At 44.3% G+C, this 24094-nt stretch carries 16 protein-coding genes, 1 tRNA gene and 1 pseudogene; 11 read left to right on the top strand and 7 right to left on the bottom strand.

Going from position 1 to position 24094, the window contains the following annotated elements; translation table 11 throughout:
• Positions 1 to 3: 3 nt before the first annotated feature.
• Positions 4 to 525, bottom strand: a pseudogene (locus AC1DFM_RS01240) (PA14 domain-containing protein); the annotation flags it as partial.
• Positions 526 to 616: 91 nt separating this feature from the next.
• On the bottom strand, positions 617 to 1033 hold the full coding sequence (locus AC1DFM_RS01235; protein ID WP_477074905.1) for a winged helix-turn-helix transcriptional regulator: 417 nt from the start codon (positions 1031 to 1033) through the stop codon (positions 617 to 619).
• A gap of 288 nt (positions 1034 to 1321) precedes the next feature.
• Between AC1DFM_RS01235 and AC1DFM_RS01230 the strand changes: the two genes are divergently transcribed.
• Positions 1322 to 2251, top strand: coding sequence for an aromatic alcohol reductase (locus tag AC1DFM_RS01230; protein ID WP_477074904.1), 930 nt, complete (start codon positions 1322 to 1324; stop codon positions 2249 to 2251).
• Positions 2252 to 2429: 178 nt separating this feature from the next.
• On the opposite strand, the gene AC1DFM_RS01225 is transcribed toward AC1DFM_RS01230, so the two are convergent.
• A complete protein-coding gene (locus tag AC1DFM_RS01225) occupies positions 2430 to 5702 on the bottom strand; it encodes a T9SS type A sorting domain-containing protein (RefSeq protein WP_477074903.1) in 3273 nt (1090 codons plus the stop codon).
• 637 nt (positions 5703 to 6339) lie between these two features.
• Here AC1DFM_RS01225 and AC1DFM_RS01220 point away from each other — a divergent pair.
• Together AC1DFM_RS01220 and AC1DFM_RS01215 are read left to right on the top strand one after the other, a co-directional pair.
• Positions 6340 to 6612: a glycoside hydrolase family 97 C-terminal domain-containing protein gene (locus AC1DFM_RS01220; RefSeq protein WP_477074902.1), complete on the top strand. Its 273-nt coding sequence runs from the start codon at positions 6340 to 6342 to the stop codon at positions 6610 to 6612.
• 88 nt (positions 6613 to 6700) lie between these two features.
• Positions 6701 to 8092: a sialate O-acetylesterase gene (locus AC1DFM_RS01215; protein WP_477074901.1), complete on the top strand. Its 1392-nt coding sequence runs from the start codon at positions 6701 to 6703 to the stop codon at positions 8090 to 8092.
• Positions 8093 to 8826: 734 nt separating this feature from the next.
• Here AC1DFM_RS01215 and AC1DFM_RS01210 read toward each other — a convergent pair.
• Positions 8827 to 9939 (bottom strand): serine hydrolase domain-containing protein, encoded by a 1113-nt coding sequence (locus AC1DFM_RS01210; protein ID WP_477074900.1) that lies wholly within the window; start codon positions 9937 to 9939, stop codon positions 8827 to 8829.
• A gap of 100 nt (positions 9940 to 10039) precedes the next feature.
• On the opposite strand from AC1DFM_RS01210, the gene AC1DFM_RS01205 reads away from it, so the two are divergent.
• Positions 10040 to 10237, top strand: a complete 198-nt coding sequence (locus AC1DFM_RS01205) for a hypothetical protein (protein ID WP_477074899.1) — start codon at positions 10040 to 10042, stop codon at positions 10235 to 10237.
• A 146-nt stretch (positions 10238 to 10383) separates the two neighbouring features.
• On the opposite strand, the gene AC1DFM_RS01200 is transcribed toward AC1DFM_RS01205, so the two are convergent.
• The 3 genes from AC1DFM_RS01200 to AC1DFM_RS01190 all read right to left on the bottom strand — a co-directional run bounded on the left by AC1DFM_RS01200 (position 10384) and on the right by AC1DFM_RS01190 (position 13982).
• A tRNA-Asp gene (locus AC1DFM_RS01200) sits at positions 10384 to 10457 on the bottom strand.
• Positions 10458 to 10561: 104 nt separating this feature from the next.
• Entirely contained in the window at positions 10562 to 12982 is a 2421-nt protein-coding gene (locus AC1DFM_RS01195; RefSeq protein ID WP_477074898.1) for a hypothetical protein, read from the bottom strand.
• Positions 12945 to 13982, bottom strand: a complete 1038-nt coding sequence (locus tag AC1DFM_RS01190) for a hypothetical protein (protein WP_477074897.1) — start codon at positions 13980 to 13982, stop codon at positions 12945 to 12947. Before AC1DFM_RS01190 ends, AC1DFM_RS01195 begins: the two co-directional genes overlap by 38 nt.
• Before the next feature lie 150 nt (positions 13983 to 14132).
• Between AC1DFM_RS01190 and AC1DFM_RS01185 the strand changes: the two genes are divergently transcribed.
• From AC1DFM_RS01185 to AC1DFM_RS01155, 7 genes are all read left to right on the top strand, one after another.
• Positions 14133 to 14975, top strand: a complete 843-nt coding sequence (locus AC1DFM_RS01185; protein ID WP_477074896.1) for a rhomboid family intramembrane serine protease — start codon at positions 14133 to 14135, stop codon at positions 14973 to 14975.
• A gap of 85 nt (positions 14976 to 15060) precedes the next feature.
• A complete protein-coding gene (locus tag AC1DFM_RS01180; protein ID WP_477074895.1) occupies positions 15061 to 15648 on the top strand; it encodes an RNA polymerase sigma factor in 588 nt (195 codons plus the stop codon).
• Positions 15649 to 15728: 80 nt separating this feature from the next.
• A complete protein-coding gene (locus tag AC1DFM_RS01175) occupies positions 15729 to 16907 on the top strand; it encodes a FecR family protein (protein ID WP_477074894.1) in 1179 nt (392 codons plus the stop codon).
• 342 nt (positions 16908 to 17249) lie between these two features.
• Positions 17250 to 20711 carry a SusC/RagA family TonB-linked outer membrane protein gene (locus AC1DFM_RS01170; protein WP_477074893.1) on the top strand — a complete coding sequence of 1154 codons (3462 nt, stop codon included), beginning with the start codon at positions 17250 to 17252 and terminating at the stop codon, positions 20709 to 20711.
• 18 nt (positions 20712 to 20729) lie between these two features.
• The gene (locus AC1DFM_RS01165) at positions 20730 to 22244 is read left to right on the top strand and encodes a RagB/SusD family nutrient uptake outer membrane protein (RefSeq protein WP_477074892.1); all 1515 of its coding nucleotides are present in this window, start codon (positions 20730 to 20732) and stop codon (positions 22242 to 22244) included.
• Positions 22245 to 22262: 18 nt separating this feature from the next.
• Positions 22263 to 23399 carry a redoxin domain-containing protein gene (locus tag AC1DFM_RS01160; protein ID WP_477074891.1) on the top strand — a complete coding sequence of 379 codons (1137 nt, stop codon included), beginning with the start codon at positions 22263 to 22265 and terminating at the stop codon, positions 23397 to 23399.
• A gap of 96 nt (positions 23400 to 23495) precedes the next feature.
• Entirely contained in the window at positions 23496 to 24092 is a 597-nt protein-coding gene (locus tag AC1DFM_RS01155; protein WP_477074890.1) for a hypothetical protein, read from the top strand.
• Positions 24093 to 24094: the final 2 nt, after the last annotated feature.

Below are 24094 nucleotides of genomic sequence, written 5' to 3'. Positions count from 1 at the left end.
TTGTCAAAAATTCTTACCCCCTGTATTTTCTGAAATTTTCGGAAGAAGAATGGTAAACTTTCCAGCTGTTGAAGGGTTCGGATACAAGCTAACAGCATCCTCACTCATACCGGCGTCCGATGCTATTTTGGCAAAGGATGCGGCGCCTGCCCCGGGGACAAATGTAGAAAGATAATTACCACTGATGACTTGTTGGGAAATGCCCGGGCCTTGCCAGCTTACCGCTACATTATCTCCATCGCTGCCTTCCTTGTGAAGCACTTCTATGTAATATTTCTGGCCGGCAGTCAGGTTGATGGCAGAAGACTGCTGTGTGCCGTATTTATTCCATTGCCTGGAATCGGTCCAGTCATTTACATAGGCTATTCTTGAGCTGTTGGCGGGGTTGTCGCCGGAGCTCAGGTATAAGTCTGTGTTGTCATCTCCTGCGACCCAGAATGTGTAGCTTCCGGTGGCAGGAGGATGTATATATCCGCGGATCCTGGTGCCATAATTATCCGCCTGGTTTGTTGGGCCTTCCAGGCTGGTGAGCCAGGGATTATATACGCCTCAAATTCAAACTTCTCATTTTATTGTTAACAAATTTATATGCAGCCACTCAGCATAAGCTTCAAAACTACCTGCCAATATATTTTACATAATTTGCTCTTGCGCTTTTAAGTTCATTACTATGACGAGCAATCCAAAACCAAAGCGGAGTAACCTGAACTAATAAGCCTCTACCCAGAGGCGTCAATTCATATTCCACCCTTGGCGGTACTTCAGGGTAAATACTTCTTGAAACCAATCCGTCTCTTTCCAATTCTCGCAGGCATTTTGTTAACATCTTCTGACTGATTCCATCAATATGGTTCTGCAAATTTGAAAAGCGCATTTTACCATCTATTCCTAGCGCGTGGATTACAAAAAGTGACCATTTATTGCCGATATGATTCAGTATATCCCGTTTAAGTTCATCCTGATCTTTGTTCAGTACCTTGCAAATGTCATCCCAGGCTTCTATAATTTCGGCATCTGTCATCAGTCTTTCCATATATTATATTTAAATCACGTGACCCATTTTTAAAGATAAATTTTTCTGATGTAAAACCTTTATAATAAGATAGATTTTCTAGTATAGATTATCTACGGTGCTTAAATATTTATGCATTATTTAAAAATAATGTGCCTGTAAATCAAAAAACTAACATCCAGGTAAGTAGCTCACATCGACGTACCTTATTGTTTTCATAATCTGACCTTAATAACTTTGTTTAAGGGAAAGGAAACTAATTGTATCAGTTTAATTTAAAGTTTCGAACCTTAATTTTTAAAAAAGAAAATGACATCAATTTTAGTTTTAGGAGCAGGTGAATTAGGAATGCCTGTAATCTGTAATTTAGCAAAAAAAGCCAAAAATTACAGCCAGATAACAGTTACGGTTTTGCTGAGAGAAGCAACTATTAATTCTGAAGATACAAATAAGAAAAAGAATATTACAGCGCTTAAGGAGTTGGGAGTGGCGTTACTTCCTGGGGATTTGTCTGCTCCATCTTCTGAACTTGTTTCTATTTTTAAAAACTACGACGCCATTGTTTCCTGCACAGGTTATGGAAGTGGTGCGGGAGGCTTTCAGCTTAAATTGGCAAATGCTGTGTTGAATGCAGGAGTCAAAAGGTATTTTCCATGGCAGTTTGGTGTTGATTTTGAAGTTATAGGACGGGGCAGTGCGCAGGATCTTTTTGATGAACAGCTTGATGTACGAGAGCTCCTCAGATCACAAAGTGCAACAAAATGGGTCATTGTTTCTACTGGTATGTTTACTAGTTATCTCTTTGAACCCTTTTTCGGCGTTTTAGATATAGAAAAAAAATCAATTAATGCTATTGGTGGGTGGGATACTGCAGTTACAGTGACCACACCAGAGGATATTGGTAAACTGACAGCTGAGATATTTTTTGCAGAACCAGTGATAGAGAATGCAATTGTTTATATCGGAGGAGATACCATTACATATGGACAATTAGCTGATATCGCTGAATCATTATCAGGACAAAAGTTTAAGCGCACACTCTCTGATATAACAGAGATACAGGATGATCTTAAAAAAGATCCCACCAATTTTGTTAAAAAGTATCGTTCAATATTCGGAGCAGGACGAGGTGTTTCCTGGGAATTTGAGAAGACGTTTAATTTTCAAAATGGTATTGAAACAACTTCTGCAGAGCAATGGGCAAAAGATAATATTGATTGGGAATCGTTTAATAAATAGCCATCAATTTGTTTGATACCAGGTTAGCACTGTCCATGATTTTTATAGTAGTTTCAAATGCCGGGCAATGGTTTTTCTTAAAACAAAAACAGGACAAACGAGCGTAAATCTCATTTGTCCTGTCAAATCCCGATCATCATTTTCAGTATATCATGTGTGATGCGGGATGGTATGCGTATTATTGAACAATCAGCTTCTTCGTGATACTACCCGTTTTCAAATCGATCATAACAATATAGAACCCTGCTTTAAGCCCCGAATCAATCACAATCTGATTACCGCCCTGAACTTTCTTTTCATAAAGCATTCTACCCTGATTGTCAAAAATTCTTACCATTGTATTTTCTGAAATTTTCGGAAGAAGAATGGTAAACTTTCCTGCTGTTGAAGGGTTCGGATACAAGCTAACAGCATCCTCACTCATACCGGCGTCCGATGCTATTTTGGCAAAGGATGCGGCGCCTGCCCCGGGAACAAACGTAGAAAGATAATTACCACTGATGACTTGTTGGGAAATGCCCGGGCCTTGCCAGCTTACCGCTAGATTATCTCCACCGCTGCCTTCCTTGTGAAGCACTTCTATGTAATATTTCTGGCCCGCAGTCAGGTTGATGGCAGAAGACTGCTGTGTGCCGTATTTATTCCATTGCCTGGAATCGGTCCAGTCATTCACATAGGCTATTCTTGAGCTGTTGGCGGGGTTGTCGCCGGAACTCAGGTATAAGTCTGTGTTGTCATCTCCTGCAACCCAGAATGTGTAGCTTCCGGTGGCAGGGGGATGTATATATCCGCGTATCCTGGTGCCATAATTATCCGCCTGGTTTGTTGGGCCTTCCAGGCTGGTGAGCTGCTCTCTGCTGGTAGGATTGTTTGGATAATTACTATTGGAGGTGAGGCTGCTGATGGTAGTACCACTAATGCCTGTCCAGACTTCTCTCAATATAGTACCAGTTGTAAGGCTGATATTAAAGGTTTGTGTGCTTTGGCATCCTCCGCTATTGGTATAGGTGGCTACATAGTTCCCTGTTTGGTTGGCCTGGACATTTGAGAGGTATATTTCACGGGTGGCAGCACTGAAATTATTGGGGCCACTCCAGCTCCAGGACCCTCCCTGTGTAGGCTGAGGGCCAAACTGTACACTATTTCCGGCAGTTAAAGTTGCATTGGCTGTTTGCTGCCATGTTCCGCCATTAACCTGTATATAGGGGGTGATAGCTGTAGGTGTACAGGCAGCAGGTTCCCAGTAAATGATACCTCTTCCTCCGCCGGCACTCATATATACTCTTCCTGCAACATTCATGTCTCCAATCAGCAGCGGAGCACCTGCAAACTGATGAGCATTATCATTCAACCTGGTCCAGGTAACTCCCTGATCGGTTGATCTGAAAAGACCGGTGACGCCGGATACTGTTCCCCAAATGAACACTGTAGGATAGTTAGAGCCGGACACTGCTTTTCCTATGCCAATCGTTTTACAATAACTTACATTGGCAATAGTCGTATAGGCAGCTCCGTAGTTAGTTGAATATTTTAACCCATTGCTGCCCAGGGGTACCCATACATGCCCTTCAAAGCCCGGTGCTGTCCGGATCTGGGCTGGTTCCCACGGATAGTTTGCAGTTGACGCACCCGGCGTACCTGCTACAGAAAAACTGACGCCTTTATTGGAGCTTCTCAGCAGCTGTCCGTTGGAGGGATAGTAGATATAAAAATAGTTCGAATTTACCTGATCCGCAACCGGCGCCGCATCTCCAAGAGATACACCGGAGCAGGCAGACCAGCTGGCGCCATTGTTCGTAGTGTAGTAAGTAGTGGTTGAACCTCCCGGACAGTGTAGTATGGTACCTCCATCTGCGCTAACGGCAACTTTCCCCTGCGCCCCCATATTGGTTGCGGCTCCCGTCCATGTAGCGCCTTTGTCGTTCGAATAGTAAACAACGTTTCCTCCGTTGGAAGCTCTTACTACTTTGTTGGTGTTACCTGCAGCGTAGGCAATGCTCTGGTTGTTTCCGTCTGAAGGAGAAAGCTTTTTTGAAGGATAAGAAGTCAACGGATCATGTACAAAGCCCGTTACATCTCCGAAGGAGGAAATAAGCGGTCCTCCGGGAATGCTGATGCCATCGAGGAACGCAGTTTCCTCAAGCCCGATTACATCATATTTCCAGGAAGGATTTGTGGCGGTAATATCGGAGCAGGTGTATACGCCACCTCCGCCAATAACCCGTACTTTCAACAGATTGGACTGATCAAACTCGATACAGTCCATCCAGTTAACGGCGCCCCCGTTAGTCCATGGAATGCCATTGCTATCATATGTAGCGTTCGTACCGTTCTTAAGTGTCCAGGTTGATCCACCATCGGTCGAGAGAAAAATAAAGTCTCCCCAGCCGGTACCGAATTGGTTGTTCCAATACAAGCCGCAGGAAGAAACGATGACCCGGTTAACATTTGTAGGATCTATACTTACTCCTCCATAGGCATAATCTTTCGAAGAAACAGGGGTAACGTTGGTCCATACACCGGTAGCGGTGTTGAGCTTATATACCTTCCCATTTCCTCCGCTGGACTGCGGACCAGCATCATCAGAATAGGTAACATACATAGTAGTTCCCTGTAGTGCCGCCCGGTGCGGCATAAAGCTCGTGGTAGCGGAGATGTCAGTAAAGGTGGCGCCGCCATTGGTGCTCTTATAGATATTCGCACTTCCTGTGCGTGAGACGCCAATGTAGATGGTTTGACTTGCTCCGCCTGCTACGCTGCCGGAAGGATCGAAAACGACAAAGCATATTCCGTTTTCATTGGTAGTCGTAGTTACGCCATTCCAGGCGAGGTTCCAGGTAACGCCACCATCCGTACTTTTCCAAAGTCCGTTAGCCCTCGTTCCACAAAATAATATGTTACTGTTTTGTGGATCTACTGCCAATCGTTCTCCGTTGCCGCGTCCATTGCCATTCCCGTGTGCTTTAAATTTAGCCGTAACATCTGTATAAGTGAAAGTATTTCCTTTGTCTGTAGATTTTAATATTGCCGTTCTGCCACCGTTTATATAGGAGGTTCCGCAGAGCATATAAACATTATTGGCATTTTGTGGATCGAGCGCCAGGGCTTCCACACCAATAAATCCATTTTCTGATTCATTAATCCAATCAAGTAGTTGAATCCATTTATTGTTTGCCGCATCCCAGCGGTAAGCGCCACCTACGTCCGTGCGGCAATACCTGTCGCCAGTGGTTTTGTGGGTAACGATGCCTGTTACAAATCCCCCGCCGCCAACGGGTGCATTCTTCCAGACATAACCGGTTTGAGCCTTCACCAGGTGTGGCTGAAATAAAATGGCAGGAGAAAGTAAATAGAAAAGGGTCAACGTCTTTTGCAGGACTTGTGACCATACTTTAGCCGACATAAAACGCGCGGCAACAAACGATAGCATGAGAGGTAACTTTGTTTTCATAAAGCGTAGATGGTTTAAGTAAATCAAAACGGGAATGCAACATCAAAAGACGGGTGTACTGAAAGCTCTGGCGACACAGCATTACACACAGGCCACCCGGGAACGGCAGCACAGCAGGAGTATTTTCATAACAGGAATCTTTCTCTTATTTCAATAGGATGAAGTTACCATGACGTGTTTTAAAAAGGGGTATTTAATTGTTACAGATTATGGGGTGAAATGTTACAACTCGTGTCTTTTGTAAGCGCTCCGAGGTAAACTGCTTATATGATGCGGCCATGCCGAATTGGATTTTTATCCCTCCCGTTATACTTAAAAACCTGTTCCTTCCCAGCAAATTGCCATCAGACTTTATCCGCTCCGTTCTTTTGAAAAGAGCCGCTCAGTTACAAGAGGTGGCCTGGCAGGTTGGATTTATTAATCCGAAAGTATTCACTAAGCTCTTAATGGAAGCGCTCAGGCTGTCCCCTTTCAGAATACACATAGAATACTCAAAATGGAAATGCTGAATGTGTTACATACAGCAAAAACGGCATTGGATCTGCCTGTTTGTAACATTTGGGTCCATATATTGAATCATTTGGGTTCCTCCCTATTGCCAGTATAGCTATAGTTTTATGCCATCTAATCCACGTATATGAAGCTAAGATTGTTGCTGTTTAGCCTGCTGACCTGGGGCTTGATGAATGACTCGTTGGCGACGCCGCCCGTCGAAATGCTGGAAAAGAAGGAGAAGATCAGTTTCAGTTTTTTACCGGAAGGAATTAAGTATACACTGACATTAATTAGCGATGGAAAACACGATAAAGCATTTACTATAAAATATTTAGTGGTCGATAAATTCAGCATAATAGAAGTTGAAGTGCTTCGTCGTGGTGGATTTGTGGCGGCAGCAAAATCAATATTATAAGAATGGCGATGAAGTCACTCACTGCCATTACATTTTCATTTATTAGGTACGGATGTTATATTTACCCCCCAAAGTATTAAACGCGATTATGAAAAAACTCTTTCTTTACGGCATTGTGCTGCTGTTGCCTGCGGGACTTCATGCCGCCATCAGATTACCGGCACTCGTTGGCAGCAACATGGTGCTTCAGCAAAATGACAGTATAACTATTTGGGGATGGGCCAGCCCTTCAGAAAAGGTTACGGTATTTACGGGCTGGGATAACAAAACAGCGACCGTCACCACCAGCGGAGATGCGAAGTGGGCTTTAAAAGTACATACGCCAGTAGCAGGAGGACCCTATGAAATAAGACTGAAAGGATCCAATGAGATTGTACTGAAAAATATCCTGATCGGCGAGGTATGGCTATGTTCAGGGCAATCCAACATGGAATATAGTTACTATAACGGTATCCGGCAGATAGCAGCCGAATTGCCTGTTTGCAGTAACAATAACATTAGGTTCTTTAACATACCCAAAACTACCGCACCATATCCCCAGGACGATTGCCCCGGAAGCTGGGAAGTATGCGACAGCAATAGCTTGAAGCCCTTCAGTGCAGTGGGATACTTTTTCGGATCAAAACTACAGAAATCGTTGGGTGTACCTGTTGGACTCATCAATGCCAGTTGGGGAGGAACGCCGGCAGAAGTATGGGCACCGGAGCATCTTGTAGCCGATCAACAACTTTCTGAAGCTGCTGCCAAGCTGGCCCCATCCGCATGGTGGCCACATAAACCGGGTTATGCTTATAATGCGATGATAGCGCCTCTTACCCATTTCAATATAAAAGGAGTGATCTGGTACCAGGGAGAAGCTAATGTAAAGACTGCAGCTACCTATGCTCCGTTGTTCACCGGCATGATACAGGCATGGCGCGATGCCTGGCATAAACCGTTACCGTTTTATTATGTTCAGATAGCGCCGTTTACTTATGACCCGGAAAGTGAGGCCGCATTACTTCGTGAGGAGCAGGCACGCAGCAGCGCCCTTCCTGGAACCGGTATGGTTGTAGTATCTGACGTCACAGAAAATGTGAAAGATATTCACCCACAGGATAAGAGAACAGTTGGTAACAGGCTGGCTGCCTGGGCACTTGGGGAGAACTATGGCAAAACAGGGTTTACCTGGAAAAGTCCGGTATTCAAAGAACTGAGCATCAGCAAAAACAAAGCAGTGCTTCGTTTCACCAATGTTCCCACTTCTCTCCGGATCAATGGCAAAGCACCGGTTGCGCTATATATAGCCGGAGCGGATCATGTTTTCTATGAAGCATCCGCAAAGGTGGAAAAAGATGCCTTGATCGTTTGGAGTAAAAACGTAGACAAACCACAGTCGGTGAGATACGGTTTCTCCAATGCTGCTATCGGTAATATTTTTTCTTCTGAAGGTTTACCTGTTGGGCCTTTCCGTACTGATAGCTGGCCAGTTGCAAAGTAAATGAAAATGGAAATTGGGGAAAACTGAAAGCTTGTTTATCAAAGCCGGAGGTGAAAAAGGAAGAGATACATATTCTTATCAGATTACATGTAGGATTAAAAGAGTTATGCTGTGAGATCTCTTCAGGATGGATATACGTTTGTAAAGAATGTTTTATTAGGCTGGAAGAGGGTGATCATTTTGAAGAACAAGAGATGAAAATATTGATACGCTGGTAATTTGAAGAGACAGAGGAGGATCCTGGTACAAATTAAGCAGCGTGAATCTAAAAAAGCTGGATGAAGTCATCCAGCTTTTTTATGTCTTATTTCTTGCCAACAAAACCATATTTGATGATAAACTCAGAAAATTATGGAAAGCAAGAATGAGAAAATTGGACAGATGCAAGGGCCGATGTTATTTCCTGTTGAAAGGAAACACTACCAACAGATTCTTCGGATGTTAATCCGCGGTAGGTTCATTAAAATGGTACAGCACTGTGTACCTCATCTTTTTAAAAGCAATTATTCAATCATTTTACAATTAAAATTATGGCAGAATAAAAGCCAGGAGAGAATTAATCGGAACTCGACTTAAAATAGAAAACCCGCGACTAGCGCGGGTTCCTTCGAGATTTTGCGGGCAGGGAGGGGACAAAGTTCGAACCTGTTTATAGAGGCATTATTTGCAATAATGAATTTATTGGGAGAAATAAATTTGAAAGTTTAAGGCAGACAGCCCAGGAGGCATATTGACTAATTATAGGAAGTGCCAGGTGATTTTGTCATATCTGGTATAAACAATCTTGCCAGTTCATCAATGAATCCATCTGGAAAAGCGCCTGAGAGATTGGTAAGTATGATGATAGACAGATCGTCATTGGGATATACAAATATAGCTGAACGATTGCCTCCTACAGGCGCAAGTGCCGGATGATTTGTTCTTTTAATAACCGGCCATCCTGCAGCATATCCATTTAATAAATTGCTAAAACCACCTGTTGCTCCATTGTTTAAAACTGCAGGTGTCCAAAGCGCCTTAAGGCTTGACGATTGTTTTAATAATTGCCCGCTTTGAAGGGCAATCACCCAATTAGCAAGTTCTGAAGCTGTTGAACTCATGCCGGCAGCTGTTTGCAGAAAAGGAGGAAATGAAAAAAACATATTACTAAGCACCCCCTTACGATATTGATAGCTACAGGCAGAATGCGCTATGACAGCTTTTGTGGCACCAAAACCTGATACTATGGTCTTTGGCATACCTGCTTTTTTTAATTGTTCTTTGGTAATAAACTCCTGGAATGACATGCCGCTTAAATTATTGATAATCCGGCCGAGTAGTAAATAATTGGTTTGATTGTAACTAAATTTTTCACCAGCCTTGAATTCATTCGGCATCTGAATGACCATTTTCCATGCTTCCTCCGGATCGTCATTTATCAGCACAGATTCCTCCTCATTTACAATATCCGGAATGCCGGATGTATGTGACAGGAGCTGCCTAACTGTTACCGGCTTCCATGTGTCAGGAATATCTGTAAGGTATTGAGAAATAGGTGCATCCAACTTTAATTTTCCAGCTTCCATTAATTGCACAGTTGCTACACCAACAAATGCTTTGGTGATTGAATTAATTGTAAAAACAGTCTTATCACTTACTGCAATTGAATCCTGCAGATTTGCCAATCCGTAATTACCTGTCTTTATAATTTTCCCTTGTCTTACAATTGCCAGCTGCAAGCCGGGAATCCTGCGTTGCCGCATTTGGTTTTGTATAAAAACATCAACACTATCTGTTTGTCCAAAAATGCTGTTGTTAAAAGAGAAAATCAGTAATGCGATGAGTATTGTCTTTAAATAATTAACCATTGAAATGAATTTGCACTAAAGAAAGCATTTTTTATGCAAATTTTATCGCTATCATCATTAATGGAGCAGGTACAAACTTCGTATGACTTACTTGCAATAAATGCGTAGCGTTTATCTCAATTTCCCTGACATCGAAAAATTAAAGGCATTGGTTAATTCATCTGTGGCTTTAGCAGCATTAAAAAGATTAGCCGACATTTTACGCAATGCAGCTATATTAAATAAGCAAGTGCCAGTTCGGAAATTGAGAATGATTGCAATACAGGATAAACTTTATCAGGCTTTATCAACTGATTAATAGGTTATTTATTGACACGCAAAAGAAAATAAAAAGTAAGGCCGAAAAGGAAAGAAGTATTATATAATACACCAGCTTATTTGCACTTATAAAAAGTAATTAAAACAAGAAAACCAGTGCATTGCACTGGTTTTCTTGTTTTTTTGCGGACCGGACGGGACTCGAACCCGCGACCTCCGCCGTGACAGGGCGGCATTCTAACCAACTGAACTACCGATCCTTAATACTGTAGGGCTTTTCAGCCAATTCGTATTCCCCGTTTGGGAGTGCAAATGTAGCAACATTATTTCCAATCTTCCAAATAAATTTCTGAAAAAGACGAAATTATTTTTCCCATGTGTTGATATCCGGGCAACTACCCATTGCCGCTGCAAAGGCGGCAGTATTGCCATACCGCGAGAAAAACAACCGCTCATAAGGAGAATTATAAGGGGTGCTGGAAGGATGCGTCTCTTTATCACAAACCGCCAGCATAATAGTAGCCTGTGCTGCCACTTCCTTGTTATCTCCTGCATAAGCAAGTACCTGCTGATACATGCGCATGGCATCAGCACAGCGAAAATAAGATTGTTTATAGGTTTGGTTGTTCGGATAAAAACTATACCACGCCCACCGATACGCTTCCCACCATTCATCATGATGCCTATTCTCTGCGCTGCTTTTGCCGTAGCTGAACATCATCCACGCTGATCCCGGCCTGGAAATATTGAAATAAGCATTGCCTAATAATAGGGATAGCCGTGCTTTTTCAGCGCTTGATGTTGCGGTGGCAAGTGTATCCATCAACTGTATCATATCCCGGAGGATTAGTTTCTTGCTGGCATAAGGATACTTTTTATAAGGTGTTTTATCAATGCCATTCAACGGTACTGTAGTGCCAATATAAGTCCGGGGTAGCTCATATGCGTACGCATAGTTTTCCTTCCAGAAAAGATCCGGAATGCGATTAAATGTAGCCATGGCGGCATGATATTGTTGCTGCCGCAGCTGAAGAGTGCCTTTTAAGTCCAGGTAAAAATTATCCGGTGACCAGGCCATAGGTGAAATCATTTTTTCAAAAGAAGTCTTAGGAGCGCGGTGTTTAAGCGCGAGTAACCGGTCTATATCTGCGGGGCTGGCATATTTATCAAAGAAGGCAATTCGTTTGTAACAGACAGTATCGGGGGCTGTATCGTTATAAGAGTCAGCAAAGCCATAATAGTCATTTACCAGCACATCTGCCTTTTGAAATAGTAATCCGGCTTTCATGATGTCGCCTTTATTTTGCATTTGCCGGCTGAGTAAAAGATAGAGTTGAGAAATAGCAGTGTAAGGCCTGGAGGCATCATTGTACGTTTGATAATGGTAATCTTCCTCTCCGGTTCGGATAACGGCGGAGAGTTGTTTATATAAAGCTTCCTGTATATCGGAGCGGGTGATATCGGAGGTGTAAATAAGCTGGATAGTGCTGGCAATGGCTTGTTGTTTCAGGTATCGCGGTTGCCGCGTATGGATAGTTTTCAGGCAGGCGGCTGCTTCCGGATACTGCTGATCTATCTGGAACAAATGAACAATAGCAAGTTTCAGCAGCGTTTTATCAGATCCCGGATATTTTAACATGGTAATCAGCTGTGTGCGTACTTGTCGGAGGTATAACAGGTCTTTCTGATTATTTTTTTGCTGATAGGGGCCGGCAGAAAAGTCTTGCTTGTCGCTTCCAAAGCCCAGTAACTTGGGCGATAGCAGCCAGTCTTCCAGCTTGTTGACTTCCCGGCAAATGAGTAATGGAAGGTACTTATTGGAGGGATCAGCAGCGCTTATTTCCTGTATGGCCTTTAATCCCCTGCCGAAATTTTTAAGTCCTGCTACGACATCAATTAATCTGCGTGTAGCCGGATCGGTTACACCTGATTTTAGCGCCAGTAGTTTTTTAGTGGTAAAGTATTTGTCTACATAGGCTTTCTTTTCCTCACTACGGTCAAATGCTTGTAGCAGCACCAGCAACCGGTCATTTTCATTTTTCTGTGCATTAGCATAATAGATGAGCCCCCAGTCTGCAACGATCGTTTTTTTATGCAACAGGTATTGATCATAACAGGATTTGATGCGTTCTGTAAGTTGGGGCGGAGCCGGTTGATTATCGCCGTAAATAGTCCCATAAATAGTATAAGAAAGTATTTTAAGCACCTGGAAAGCATACCGTTTCTGTAAAAAAGGGACGTGAACATTACGGCATTGTTGTTCACCATAAGTGGCGAGCGAGTCAAGAAAGTGGTTGCTATAATTGGGGCCATCTGTTTCCCATGGATCTGCACTGGCTGCTGCGGTACTATATTCTATTGTTTTAGCAAAAGAGAGATAGTCTGAAACAGCCCGATGTTCAGGTTGTAATAGCCATTTTATAAAAGTATTATCTGTACTGTCCCGTGTATGTTTAATGTTATACAGAAAATCATCGGGCGACATGGCATACTGTACTTCGTAAATATCTTTGAGTGATACCAGGTTGCCTGTAAGTTGCTGCCATTCCTGGCAGTTGCGATGGTTGTCGGTTTTCGAGGGGTCAGTGTCTATGGCACTCCAAAAGGCCAGCGTATAGTTAAAGGATTGCAGATGATCCAGCCCGCTCAGATAACTGCGGAACAGCATAATCCTGGTGTCATCCGGATAAATATCAGGAGGACAGCTATCAGTAGGATGGGAAGTAAAAAGAATGAGCAGCAAGACGCTAATAGCGATCAAAAGTTTCCCGGATAACGCTTTCATAAGTGGTAATTGAAGGGAGATTCCAATAATAAAATGCAATACGCTGGTACCCCGGTATCTTGTTCGTCATCAGGGCTACTGCTGCGGTAAGCGCTTGTGGGTCGGGGTATTCCATGCGTAAGAGATCACCTTCCCGGAAATAAAGATCATCTATCACGGTGTCCCGCAAAAAGTGATAACGATGTTCCTGTTCACGGGTAAATATCGTGGTATCTGAAATGAAAGTTTCATCCTGGTATACAATCCGCTTAAATTGTTGATCCCGGAACCAGGTATACCAGCCAAATATTGGAAAGGCCAGATCTAACGGTAATGGATATGCTTTATCGCTAAGATATTGCTGCAGTTCCTGAAGATCAAAGATGGAGTTCTGTGTAGAAAGGTTAGTTATTTTACCGAGATTATAACACATCAACATCCCCTTATCTACAGGCGGAACCCCCATTTTTTCCGGATATTTATAAGGATATAAACGAATGGTAGCCGATACCGTTATGCCGGGATTCACTTTTTTGAACGCTTCCAGGAAGTGGAAGTATTGCTGCCGCGTACCTGCTGTCCAGTCACAGTCTATCTGTATTTCCTGCACCGCATAGGTAGGAAGTTGCGCTTTTATCCGGGTGGTAATAGCGGTTATTTTAGCGGTTATTTTATGCACCAGTTCCCCGCTCCCTGCTATGGTTAGCTGCTCAAAGGTCCGGTTGGTAATGAATATAACCGGAGTATAGGTGATGGTGGAGCGGTACCTGTCTTCATAAATATTATTTCTAATAATGGCTTTGGGAACAGCCATTTTAAGTGTTTCACTCCAATCTACATCAAAGTAATGGAGGTAGAGGTGAGATGTTTTCAACTGTGCCAGCTTACTACTTTCCTCATCCGACAGGCGAAAACCGGATTTCCAGTAATAAAAGGAATGGACAACAGGCGGCTTCTTTTCCGGCTTACAGGAAAAAAGCAGTATCAGCAAGGTATACAGGCAATACCGGTAGGGAAACATGATGTAAAGGAGTATGATCCAAAGCTACGGGAATTAATGTTGATAACCTCCTTGTTATCTAGCGTTTCCCTCCCCATATTTTAATATATTTAAACTATTCTACATATTGCAGAGACGTTTGAAAACGGACCCGTCAAAATTCTCTTTACTATGAATAACACCGGATTTATCACCCTGGCTATCGTTATCGCTAATTTCATCGTCTCATACAGAGGATTCAAAAACCGCGCATTCTTCGATAAATACGCTTTTGTGGTAGAAAGAGTACGGCTGTTTAAAGAATACTGGCGGCTGATTACATCAGGTTTCCTGCATGTAGGCTGGCAACACTTGTTGTTTAACATGATTTCCCTGCTGGGCTTTAGTTTGTTATTGGAAGAAGGATTAGGCAGCATGGCTTTTCTGTTGATTTACTTCGGTAGTTTGATTGGCGGCGATTTATTGTCGCTGTATATACACCGGAACAACAGCGATTATAGTTCAGTAGGTGCTTCGGGAGCCGTGTGCGGGGTGATCTTTGCTTCGATTGCTTTATTCCCCGGCATGTCGGTTAGTTTCTTCGGATTATTTCCGGTAGCGGGCTGGCTTTATGGATTGATTTATATATTGTATGCTATTTATGGGATTAAGTCGCGCAACGATAACATCGGGCACGATGCACACCTGGGAGGTGCGCTGGTGGGGATGATGATAGCAATGGCACTGGAACCACAGGCGATGGTGGCGAACTTCGCTACGGTGGTGACTATTGCAGTGCCGGCTATATTTTTTATGTATGTAATCATTACAAAACCGCATGTATTGCTGGTGGACAACTACTTTTACCGGCAGCACCATGTCTTTGCAGACATCGACGATAAATATAATGTTGACCGGGCTAACCGGCAGCGGGAGCTGGATGCTATCCTCGACAAAATCCACCGCAAGGGCATCCATAGCCTGACAAAAGAGGAGAAGGAAAAACTGGAACGTTATTCCCAACAAATCAGTTAATCGGTGCAGGGGCCTTGTATCCGCCCAATTTTTATTACTTTAGCAGGGATACCACCAACCGTTTAGATAATTCCTGCTAACTATAATGCACGATAACAGCTATATTGACAAAGCCTTGTTTCAACGCATCTCGGAAGGTGACGAAGGAGCGTTTGGTATCCTGTTCAATACCGCTATGCAAAGTCTGGAGCCATTTATTCAGAAAATGGTAAAGTCGCCGGAGAACGCGAAAGAAGTGATACAGGCCACTTTTTTGCGGGTATGGTTAAGTCGCGATAAGCTCACAGATATTGATCATCCCAAAGCCTGGCTATACAAAGTCGCCGCCAACGAATGTTATACCTACCTCCGGAAAGAAGCTACTGAATACCGCTTACGGGAAGCGGTAATCACTGCCGATGATGAAATAGATACCACCAGCCGGCAACTGAGTCTGAAAGAACTGCATGTACTGATTGAAGAAGCGGTACAGTTATTATCTCCTCAAAGAAGACGTATTTTCCAGATGAGCCGGAACCAGGGCATGAAGATCCCGGAAATAGCTACTGAACTGGATTTATCTCCCCATTCCGTTAAAAATGCCCTCGTCTTTTCCCTGAAGTCTATCCGGGAACACCTGCGCCGTTATGGTCATACCATCCCGCTTGTTTACCTCATCTTTATCTGTAAATAATTTTTTTTAGGAAGATAGGTCCTTTCTGTTAGCAGCTCATTCTTATTATTGGGTGTACTGTTAAATATGCCCCTATTAGCATGGAGGAGCAAAGGGTTAAGTATTTATTGCAGCAGCGCCTTTCGGGAAAGGAAACCGCCGGGGAACAGGAAGAATTGTATCATCTTCTCAGGAATGATGAACATATGGAACTGTTTATGGCGGCGTTAACAGACCTGATGTGGCAGGCGCCGGCCAGTGAAATAACGGATACCACCGCGCATCAGACGCTGCTGAAAAGTATTACTTCCGCTGATGTCACCTTACCTTTTGTGCAATCCATACAACCCGTATATCGCATGCGCTGGTGGTGGGCAGCTGCTACGGTCGGAGGAATACTGCTGGCAGCCGTCAGTTACTGGTGGATAAAACCGGTTACTACGGTAGCGCCTATACCGACAGTAGCGCAGCGGTATAAAAATGAAGTCGCCCCCGGTGGCAATAAAGCAACACTGACATTGGCCAGTGGCGCTGTTATCACCCTCGACGAGGCAAAAAATGATACCCTGGGCAAACAGGGAAATGCCACTATTATTAAATTGCAAAACGGACAGGTACAGTATAAAGCAACAGGAACAACAGAAGCGGTAAGCTATAATACGTTGACCACCCCACGCGGAGGACAATACCAGCTTACCTTACCCGATGGCACCCAGGTATGGCTGAATGCGGCCAGCTCCCTGCATTTTCCCACTGCTTTTACGGGTAATAACCGGGAGGTAATACTTACGGGAGAAGGATACTTCGATGTGGCGCCATTGCCCGGTAAGCCTTTCCGGGTGAAAGTAAATGAAACAGAAATCGCGGTATTGGGTACACAGTTCAATATTATGGCGTATCCCAACGAAAAGGTAATGGCGGTGACCCTGTTGGAAGGCGCAGTGAATGTAAGTCATCATGGTATGGTGAAGAAATTGCAACCAGGCCAGCAGGCAAGGATGGAGGGCAACAATAATATCGCGGTGACGCAGGTAGATACACAGGCGGCTGTTGCCTGGAAAAATGGATTTTTCATCTTCGAGCGGGCCGACATTGCTACCGTCATGCGGCAACTGGAACGATGGTATGATATAGAAGTGGTGTATGAAGGAGCACCACGTGAAATGTACTTCGGTGGCGGAATACAACGTAGCCTCCCATTATCACGCGTATTAAATATTCTCGGGAGAAACCAGGTGTTATTTAAAATAGATGGTCGGAAAATAACTGTACTACGATAGTAAGCACACCATATTTTTTAACATACTTAAACCAACGCGCCTTTGAATTAAGAAATCATTGCTAAAAAACCAGCGCCATTAAAAAAACCAGTGATGGGCAAACATCACTGGTTACAGGCAATAAATTATTCGTGTAAACTCATTTTTATCACCGAAATCAAAAGTATGATTTTAACTGCTTTGTTCCAAAACAGAGAAGGGGAGGCCTATGTGCCTGATCATCAACCAGATTGTCCCCGCAGTAATACCTTAGAAACGCATCACCACCAATGCAGATCTTACTCGCAGGTACGTACCGGCGCAACAAAAAAAAATAATCAGCCAACCAAAATTTGGAGGATCATGAGATTATCTGCTTTATTACTAATGGCGGGCGCTTTGCAAATCAGCGCCAAAGGACTGGCACAGCGGGTGACCATGTCCGTCAGAAATACGCCGCTGTCAACGGTTTTTAACAATATCAACCGGCAAACAGGTTACATCGTTTTTTATAATTATGAAGCACTGGAAACCACCCGGCCCGTTACCGTAGAAGTGAAAAACGCTACCATCCAGGAACTGCTACACGTATCCCTGATGGGGCAGGGACTGGAATATGCCATCGACGATAAAACGATTACCGTCACTAAAATCATCCCGGCTACGCCTGCGCAGCCGGCATTGCCCGCGCAAATAGTAGTGACCGGCCGCATCACCGATGAAAATGGTATCCCGCTGGCCGGCGTTTCTGTAGTGGTGAAAGGCACTACCAAAGGCACGCAAACCAATACCAACGGAGAATATACCGTAGTGGTGAAAGATGAAAATGCCGTGCTCTCCTTTACCTATATCGGTTTCGAAAAACAGGAACTGGCAGTAGGCAAAAATGCCGTGATCAGCGTGCAGTTGAAAGCATCTAACAACAAACTCACAGGCATCGATGTGGTGAATACCGGCTACCAGATGATTTCCAGAGAAAGAGCGACCGGCTCATTTTCCGTAATCGATCCATATCGCCTGCGCAGCAAATTAAAACCAGATGTGAAGTCAGCTCTCGAAGGACAAGCCACCGGCGTAGTCCTCACCAAAGAAGGCAACCTGGAAATACGTGGCGTATCTACCATGCTCGGTACCGCTGCCAGTGCACCACTGCTGGTAATCGACGGATATCCCACCAACGCCGGATTGGAATCACTGAACATCGATAACATCGAATCCATCACCATTTTAAAAGATGCGGTAGCTGCTTCTATTTACGGCGCCCGCTCTTCCAATGGTGTGATTGTAGTGGCTACCCGCCAGGGCAGAAAAGGCGCCCTGCAGGTGGAATACAAAGGCTCTACCGGCATCACCCTGAAGCCAGACCTGAAGTACCTGAACAGGGCATCTTCGGCCGACTATGTAGACGCCGAAATGGAACTCTACAACCTCGATCCCAACGGTAACCTGAACGACTATAACGATTACAACATCAGCTCCAAAGTAAACTATCTCATGATCGCAAAATCACAGGGATGGCTGAGCGAAAAAGATGCTGATGCACAACTGGAAGTCCTGAAAAAAAGTGATGGACAAGCACAGCTACAGAAGTATTATTTCAGAAACCAGTTCACCCAGCAACATAATATCTCTTTGTCCGGCGGCAGCGAGAAAAGTATGTTGAATGCTGCTGTGAAATATATCTCTAATCAGAATAATACGATCCGCAATTCAGATAACCGCCTGATCTTCGACATGAAGAACGACTGGCGACCTGGTAAACGCGTGTCTATACGACTGTTTTCTAACGTGAACTATGCCACCACTACTGCGCCGGTAAAAGGTTGGCAGGATATGCTGGCATATACCAATACATCGCTCTTACAACCCTATGATCTGGTGGTAGATCCGGAAACAGGAACACCACTGACCCTGGATTATAAGAATGCCAAAAAACGCGACCGTTATGCTGGCATTACCGGCACCAAGCCACTGTACTATAATCCGCTGGAAGACCTGGCACTGGAAAACACCACCACCAAAACCTTACAACTACGACTCGGCGGTAGTATCAACATCAAACTATTGGAAGGGCTAAGCGTAGAAGCCGGTGGCTCCTGGAGCAGAGGGGATATGCTGGGCAGAAGCTTGTACGATAAAAATGCTTACCGGGTAAGACTTTGGTACGATGATAATACTTCTATATCCAATCCTTCTAAACACTATGTGCCAGATGGCGCTGTAGTAAATGAAGACCGCAATTTCAGCCAGAGCTATATGTTCCGCACCCAGCTGAACTTTAGCAAGCTCATTGCTCCCCGTCACCGCGTTGCAGCCATCGCCGGAAATGAGATCAGTCGCAATACCACAGATAATAATACCCTGCCCACCCGCTTCGGCTACAACGATCAGGCAGGTACCTTTGCTACCTTCAACTACGCCGATTTCAATGCCGGTAACTATGATGCCGATAAACTGGGTTCCAGCAGCCCCAATGCCAACATTGGTAAGTACCTCTTCCAGGATAACCGCTTTGTTTCCTGGTATGCCAACGGCTCTTATGAATACGATAGTCGCTTTATACTCAGTGGTAGTATCCGCCTGGATCAAACCAATTTCTTTGGTACCGATCCCCGTTATCGTTACAAACCGCTGTGGTCTGCCGGAGGTACCTATAAACTGGCGGAAGAAAAATTCTTCCAGGTACCTTTGATCGATCGACTGGATCTGCGCGCATCTTATGGTATCAACGGAAATATTTCCCTGAACTCAGGCCCCTTCCTGATCATCACGCCAGGTACCTATTCAACTTACACCGGCGATATATCTTATGGTATCAGTTCTCCACCTAATAATTCCCTGCGTTGGGAAAAAACGAAAAGTACCAACCTGGGAGTGGATGTGTCTTTGCTGAAAAGACGGATCAACGTGACACTCGATTACTACCTGCGTAATAGCAGCGACCTGCTGGCAGCGGATGCCATCGATCCTACCCGTGGCTTTAGCTCGCTGACCAAAAACGTAGGACAGGTACGCAACCAGGGATACGAAATATCAATAGACGCAGATGTGATCCGCAAAAAAAATCTGGTATGGAATACCTTCCTGAACTTCAGCTACAATAATAATAAGGTGATTACCTATAATGTCACTTATCAGTACGCATCTTCCGTTACCAATGGCGCCATTAAAAAAGCCGGATATCCGCTGGATGCCTTGTATAGCTACCGGTATGCGGGCCTCGACAACAACGGGGTATCCCAGTTTTACTCTGCCAAAGACCAAAAAATAGGCGGAGGAAATGTATCGGTAGGAGATATGATCTATAGTGGTACCCTGCGTCCCAAATACGCCATCAGCATGACTAACTCCGTGCGCGTGAAAAACTTTGACCTGTCTTTTATGCTCATTGCTAAAATGGGAAATGTGTTGAGGAGAGATGCCTTCAGCGGATCTAATATCTTGAATAAACATGTATCGGAAAGATGGCGTAAGCCCGGTGATGAAGCAAAAACAATTTATCCCAAACTCAGCGACTGGAACATGGATATGTTCTATTTCCCGTATTCGGATATCCTGATTGAAAGCGGTAACTATATGAAGCTGCGTGACATCACGCTCACCTACGATATCAACCCACGGATCTTAAAACAGATCGGCTTTACAAATGCCAGAATATACCTGCAAAGCCGCAACCTGCTGATGATTACAGCCAACAGTGATCACCGGGACCCGGAAACATCTGAGTTGAATCTCACGGGCGGTACCGGCGCATTTACAGAACAGGGCTTCAGCTCCCTGCCGCTGCGGCCGGAGTTTTATGTGGGGTTATCCTTTACGCTTTAATATTTAATTGTGGCAATTATGAAACAGCATATACTTATTCTCTCTACCATCCTTGCTACCAGCCTGGCTTCCTGCAGTAAGTTCCTGGATGTAAAACCTAAAGGGAAACTGATCCCTACCGAGGTAGCGGATTTCGACCATCTGCTCGACAATTCCAACATCGCGCAATGGGCCTTTGTGGATAATAACAATGGATGCAACCTCGGCTATCTGACGGATAACCTATGGTTGTCTGAAGGCATCGGCAATGTTAGCTACAAAGCCAATAACCACCCTAATATCGATCGTTATTGGGCCTATGTATTCCGGCAGCCATATAAAAACCCCGCAACCTCTGATTATTTCTGGGATTGGGGTACCTATCGTTCTATGGCCTATTTCAACAATGTAATAGAAGGGGTACGCGCCATTCCCAGTCTGAGCGTGGAAAATCAGCAATACGCCAAAAGAGTGGTCGCACAGGCGCTGGTAAACAGAGCCTGGTCTTACTTCATTTCCACCATGGTATATGGGCCGGTATATAAGCCAGGTACCCCCAATGATACCAGAACCATCCCGTATGTAATCAGTGCGGACGTAGGAGCCGTTCTGCCAGATTTATCCACACAGGCGCAGGCGTTTGCCCTGGTATCAAAAGATATACAAACGGCGTTGCCGGATATGCCGGAGGTTACCAACTGGCCATCGCGTCCTAACAAAGTAACGGCGCAGGCATTGCTGGCCTACTATCACCTGTTTACGCAAAAGTATGACAGCGTGGTGTATTACGCCAATCTCGCCTGGACCGCTGCCAGCGCCGCCGGCACAGATAAAATCATCTACAACTACAACAGCTTTTCGTGGACGGACCCTAACAACATCGTAAACAGTACCATCAAAGCCCCCGATGATTTTCTGACTACCGCCAACAGCCGGGAAAATTTATTCTATAGAAACCTGGATGCTGCAGCCGGCAGATCAACTTCTTCCTATCCTTCAGACGAGGTGATTGCGCTGTATGATCAAACCAATGACCTGCGCTTCAAGTATTTCTTTTTAACAGCACCCGGTTATAAAACAACCTACAACAATGTTACCTATGACGATGGCAACCGCATACAATATTATCGCGGCTCCAAGTCAAGAATGACTGCCGGCTTTACCTATCCCGAACTGCTGCTGATGCGCGCAGAGGGATACGCCCGCACCAACCAGTTAGCGGCAGCCATTGCCGACCTGAATACGTTGCGCCGTTACCGTTATAAAACAGGCACGCCTCAACTGACCGCAGGATCGCAGGATGATGTAATTCAGCAAGTGCTGGACGAAAGAAGAAGAGAACTGCCATTAGGTTCATTTAAGCGTTTCCTGGACCTGAAGCGTTTCTGCACCGAAACAGGCAAGCCCTGGAGCAAAACAAAAATCACCCATAAAATAGGTACTGAAATACATGAAGGAACCATCGACTCAAAAGATTTCATTCTTACTATTTCTAATCCTGTTTTGAAATTTAATCCGCAATGGAACATTCCATTGGATGGAAGAGCTTTCTAAAATCAAAAACAACACCATATGAACCGCATGTTATTTACCTTGCTGGCGTTAGCACCAGCCACCTTATTTGCTCAGGAGGGCGCCTTTGTACTGAAAGGAAAAATCGGTACGTTGGATGCACCAGCCAAACTGTTTTTGACCTATCGTGCTAATGGAGAAGTGATCCGCGATTCTGTCGCCCTGCAAAATGGCGTATTTGAATTCAAAGGGAAAGTAAACGATCCGATGAAAGCTACGTTGGTACTGCGTCATACAGCACCCACTGCGATGATGTCTTATAAATCCGACATGCTGGCACTATACCTGGAAAAAGGTACTATCACACTCACGGCCAAAGACTCTGTATACAACGCCGTATTAAAAGGTTCCCGTCTGAACGACGATCAGCAACGCCTGCAGGCTAAACTGAAAAATACCAACGCGCAACGGGATCAGCTGACAGAAGATTACATCGCTGCTACAGAAGAAACCCGTAAATCGGAGGCCTTTAGAAAATTGTATGAAGAGAAAAGCACCGCCATACGCGCTACAGAAAAAGAGATTTACAAAGCATTCCTGCAGGACAATAGTAAATCGCTGGTAAGCCTGGATGCATTGCAGAGTTTCGCTGGCTCTGTTCCTGATAACGCGGATGAAATAGCTGCATTGTACAACAATTTATCTCCTGTTGTAAAAGATAGTAAAAAGGGGAAAGAAGTAGCGGGTATTATCAACGGTTGGAAACAAACGGCGATAGGTGCTATGGCGCCGGCTTTTACGCAGAATGATACGCTGGGTAAACCGGTGAGTCTGTCTGATTTCCGCGGTAAATATGTGCTGGTAGATTTCTGGGCCAGCTGGTGTGGCCCTTGCCGCGCAGAGAATCCGCATGTGGTAGCGGCTTTCAACAAGTACAAAGACAAACAGTTTACCATTCTTGGCGTATCCCTGGATCAGGCAAACGGACACGATGCCTGGCTGAAAGCCATCCATACTGATCAACTCACGTGGACGCATGTATCGGATCTGAAGTTCTGGGAAAACGAAGTGGCGAAATTATATAGTGTAAGAGCGGTACCACAAAACTTCCTGCTGGACCCCAACGGAAAAATAGTGGCTAAAAACCTGCGGGGTGAGGCACTGGATAAGAAGTTAGCAGAATTATTACCTCACTAAGCTTTGATCCATTGGTTGTTAATGATGAATTAAAATGTAGCGGATATAAGCCCATTCAAAATGGTTTATATTCGCTGCGTTTTATCAATTCCCTATATGAAAGTACGACACTTAAATTGCTTATTACTACTGGTACTGCTGAGTAGTTGTCTCTTCCAAAATAATACAAAAAATGCCCCGGTAAAAATGCCGGCAGATACACTGACAGCAACGGTAACAGACGACGGCCCCTTAAATTATAACGATTGCGTATTTGATACCAGCGCTTATAAATTCACTTCGGAGAAATTATTTGCCTACCAAAAGAATATTCAGTTTACCTGGGATAGCAGTAAAGCAAGAGCAGTGGCGGCGCTGAATGAGCATGATACATTAACATTACAGATCGGTGGCTGTACCATATTTTACTGGACGGCAACACTCACCACCGATTCATCCGCTTTTTATAATCATGAATACCTGATTAAGAAATCAGCCTGGCTGGCGGCAACATTCCTCGGAAGTGGGTTTGATAGCAAATTCCATGATTGTATTTCCAATGGTCAGTTTACATTCGATAGTACCGGAAAGGATATGAAGTATCTTACGATCACAAATACCGATACGGCTATTACGAATAAAACATATGAAGACGTGACTTTTGAATTGAAAGGCAATCGTACCACTATCATTGTTGGAGGATATGAAGATTAGTG

The sequence above is a fragment of the Chitinophaga sp. 05T412 genome (assembly GCF_056396465.1).
Note: the sequence above shows the minus strand (reverse complement) of the source record. Positions and strands in the feature narration are given on the sequence as shown.

Bases quoted from the DNA above. Each gene is read 5' to 3' on its own strand.
- AC1DFM_RS01160 (WP_477074891.1), top strand. From the start codon at position 22,263: ATGAACCGCATGTTATTTACCTTGCTGGCGTTAGCACCAGCCACCTTA.
- AC1DFM_RS01235 (WP_477074905.1), bottom strand. From the start codon at position 1,033: ATGGAAAGACTGATGACAGATGCCGAAATTATAGAAGCCTGGGATGAC.
- AC1DFM_RS01205 (WP_477074899.1), top strand. From the start codon at position 10,040: ATGCGTAGCGTTTATCTCAATTTCCCTGACATCGAAAAATTAAAGGCA.
- AC1DFM_RS01170 (WP_477074893.1), top strand. From the start codon at position 17,250: ATGAGATTATCTGCTTTATTACTAATGGCGGGCGCTTTGCAAATCAGC.
- AC1DFM_RS01165 (WP_477074892.1), top strand. From the start codon at position 20,730: ATGAAACAGCATATACTTATTCTCTCTACCATCCTTGCTACCAGCCTG.
- AC1DFM_RS01155 (WP_477074890.1), top strand. From the start codon at position 23,496: ATGAAAGTACGACACTTAAATTGCTTATTACTACTGGTACTGCTGAGT.
- AC1DFM_RS01220 (WP_477074902.1), top strand. From the start codon at position 6,340: ATGAAGCTAAGATTGTTGCTGTTTAGCCTGCTGACCTGGGGCTTGATG.
- AC1DFM_RS01225 (WP_477074903.1), bottom strand. From the start codon at position 5,702: ATGAAAACAAAGTTACCTCTCATGCTATCGTTTGTTGCCGCGCGTTTT.
- AC1DFM_RS01230 (WP_477074904.1), top strand. From the start codon at position 1,322: ATGACATCAATTTTAGTTTTAGGAGCAGGTGAATTAGGAATGCCTGTA.
- AC1DFM_RS01190 (WP_477074897.1), bottom strand. From the start codon at position 13,982: ATGTTTCCCTACCGGTATTGCCTGTATACCTTGCTGATACTGCTTTTT.
- AC1DFM_RS01175 (WP_477074894.1), top strand. From the start codon at position 15,729: ATGGAGGAGCAAAGGGTTAAGTATTTATTGCAGCAGCGCCTTTCGGGA.
- AC1DFM_RS01180 (WP_477074895.1), top strand. From the start codon at position 15,061: ATGCACGATAACAGCTATATTGACAAAGCCTTGTTTCAACGCATCTCG.
- AC1DFM_RS01210 (WP_477074900.1), bottom strand. From the start codon at position 9,939: ATGGTTAATTATTTAAAGACAATACTCATCGCATTACTGATTTTCTCT.
- AC1DFM_RS01195 (WP_477074898.1), bottom strand. From the start codon at position 12,982: ATGAAAGCGTTATCCGGGAAACTTTTGATCGCTATTAGCGTCTTGCTG.
- AC1DFM_RS01215 (WP_477074901.1), top strand. From the start codon at position 6,701: ATGAAAAAACTCTTTCTTTACGGCATTGTGCTGCTGTTGCCTGCGGGA.
- AC1DFM_RS01185 (WP_477074896.1), top strand. From the start codon at position 14,133: ATGAATAACACCGGATTTATCACCCTGGCTATCGTTATCGCTAATTTC.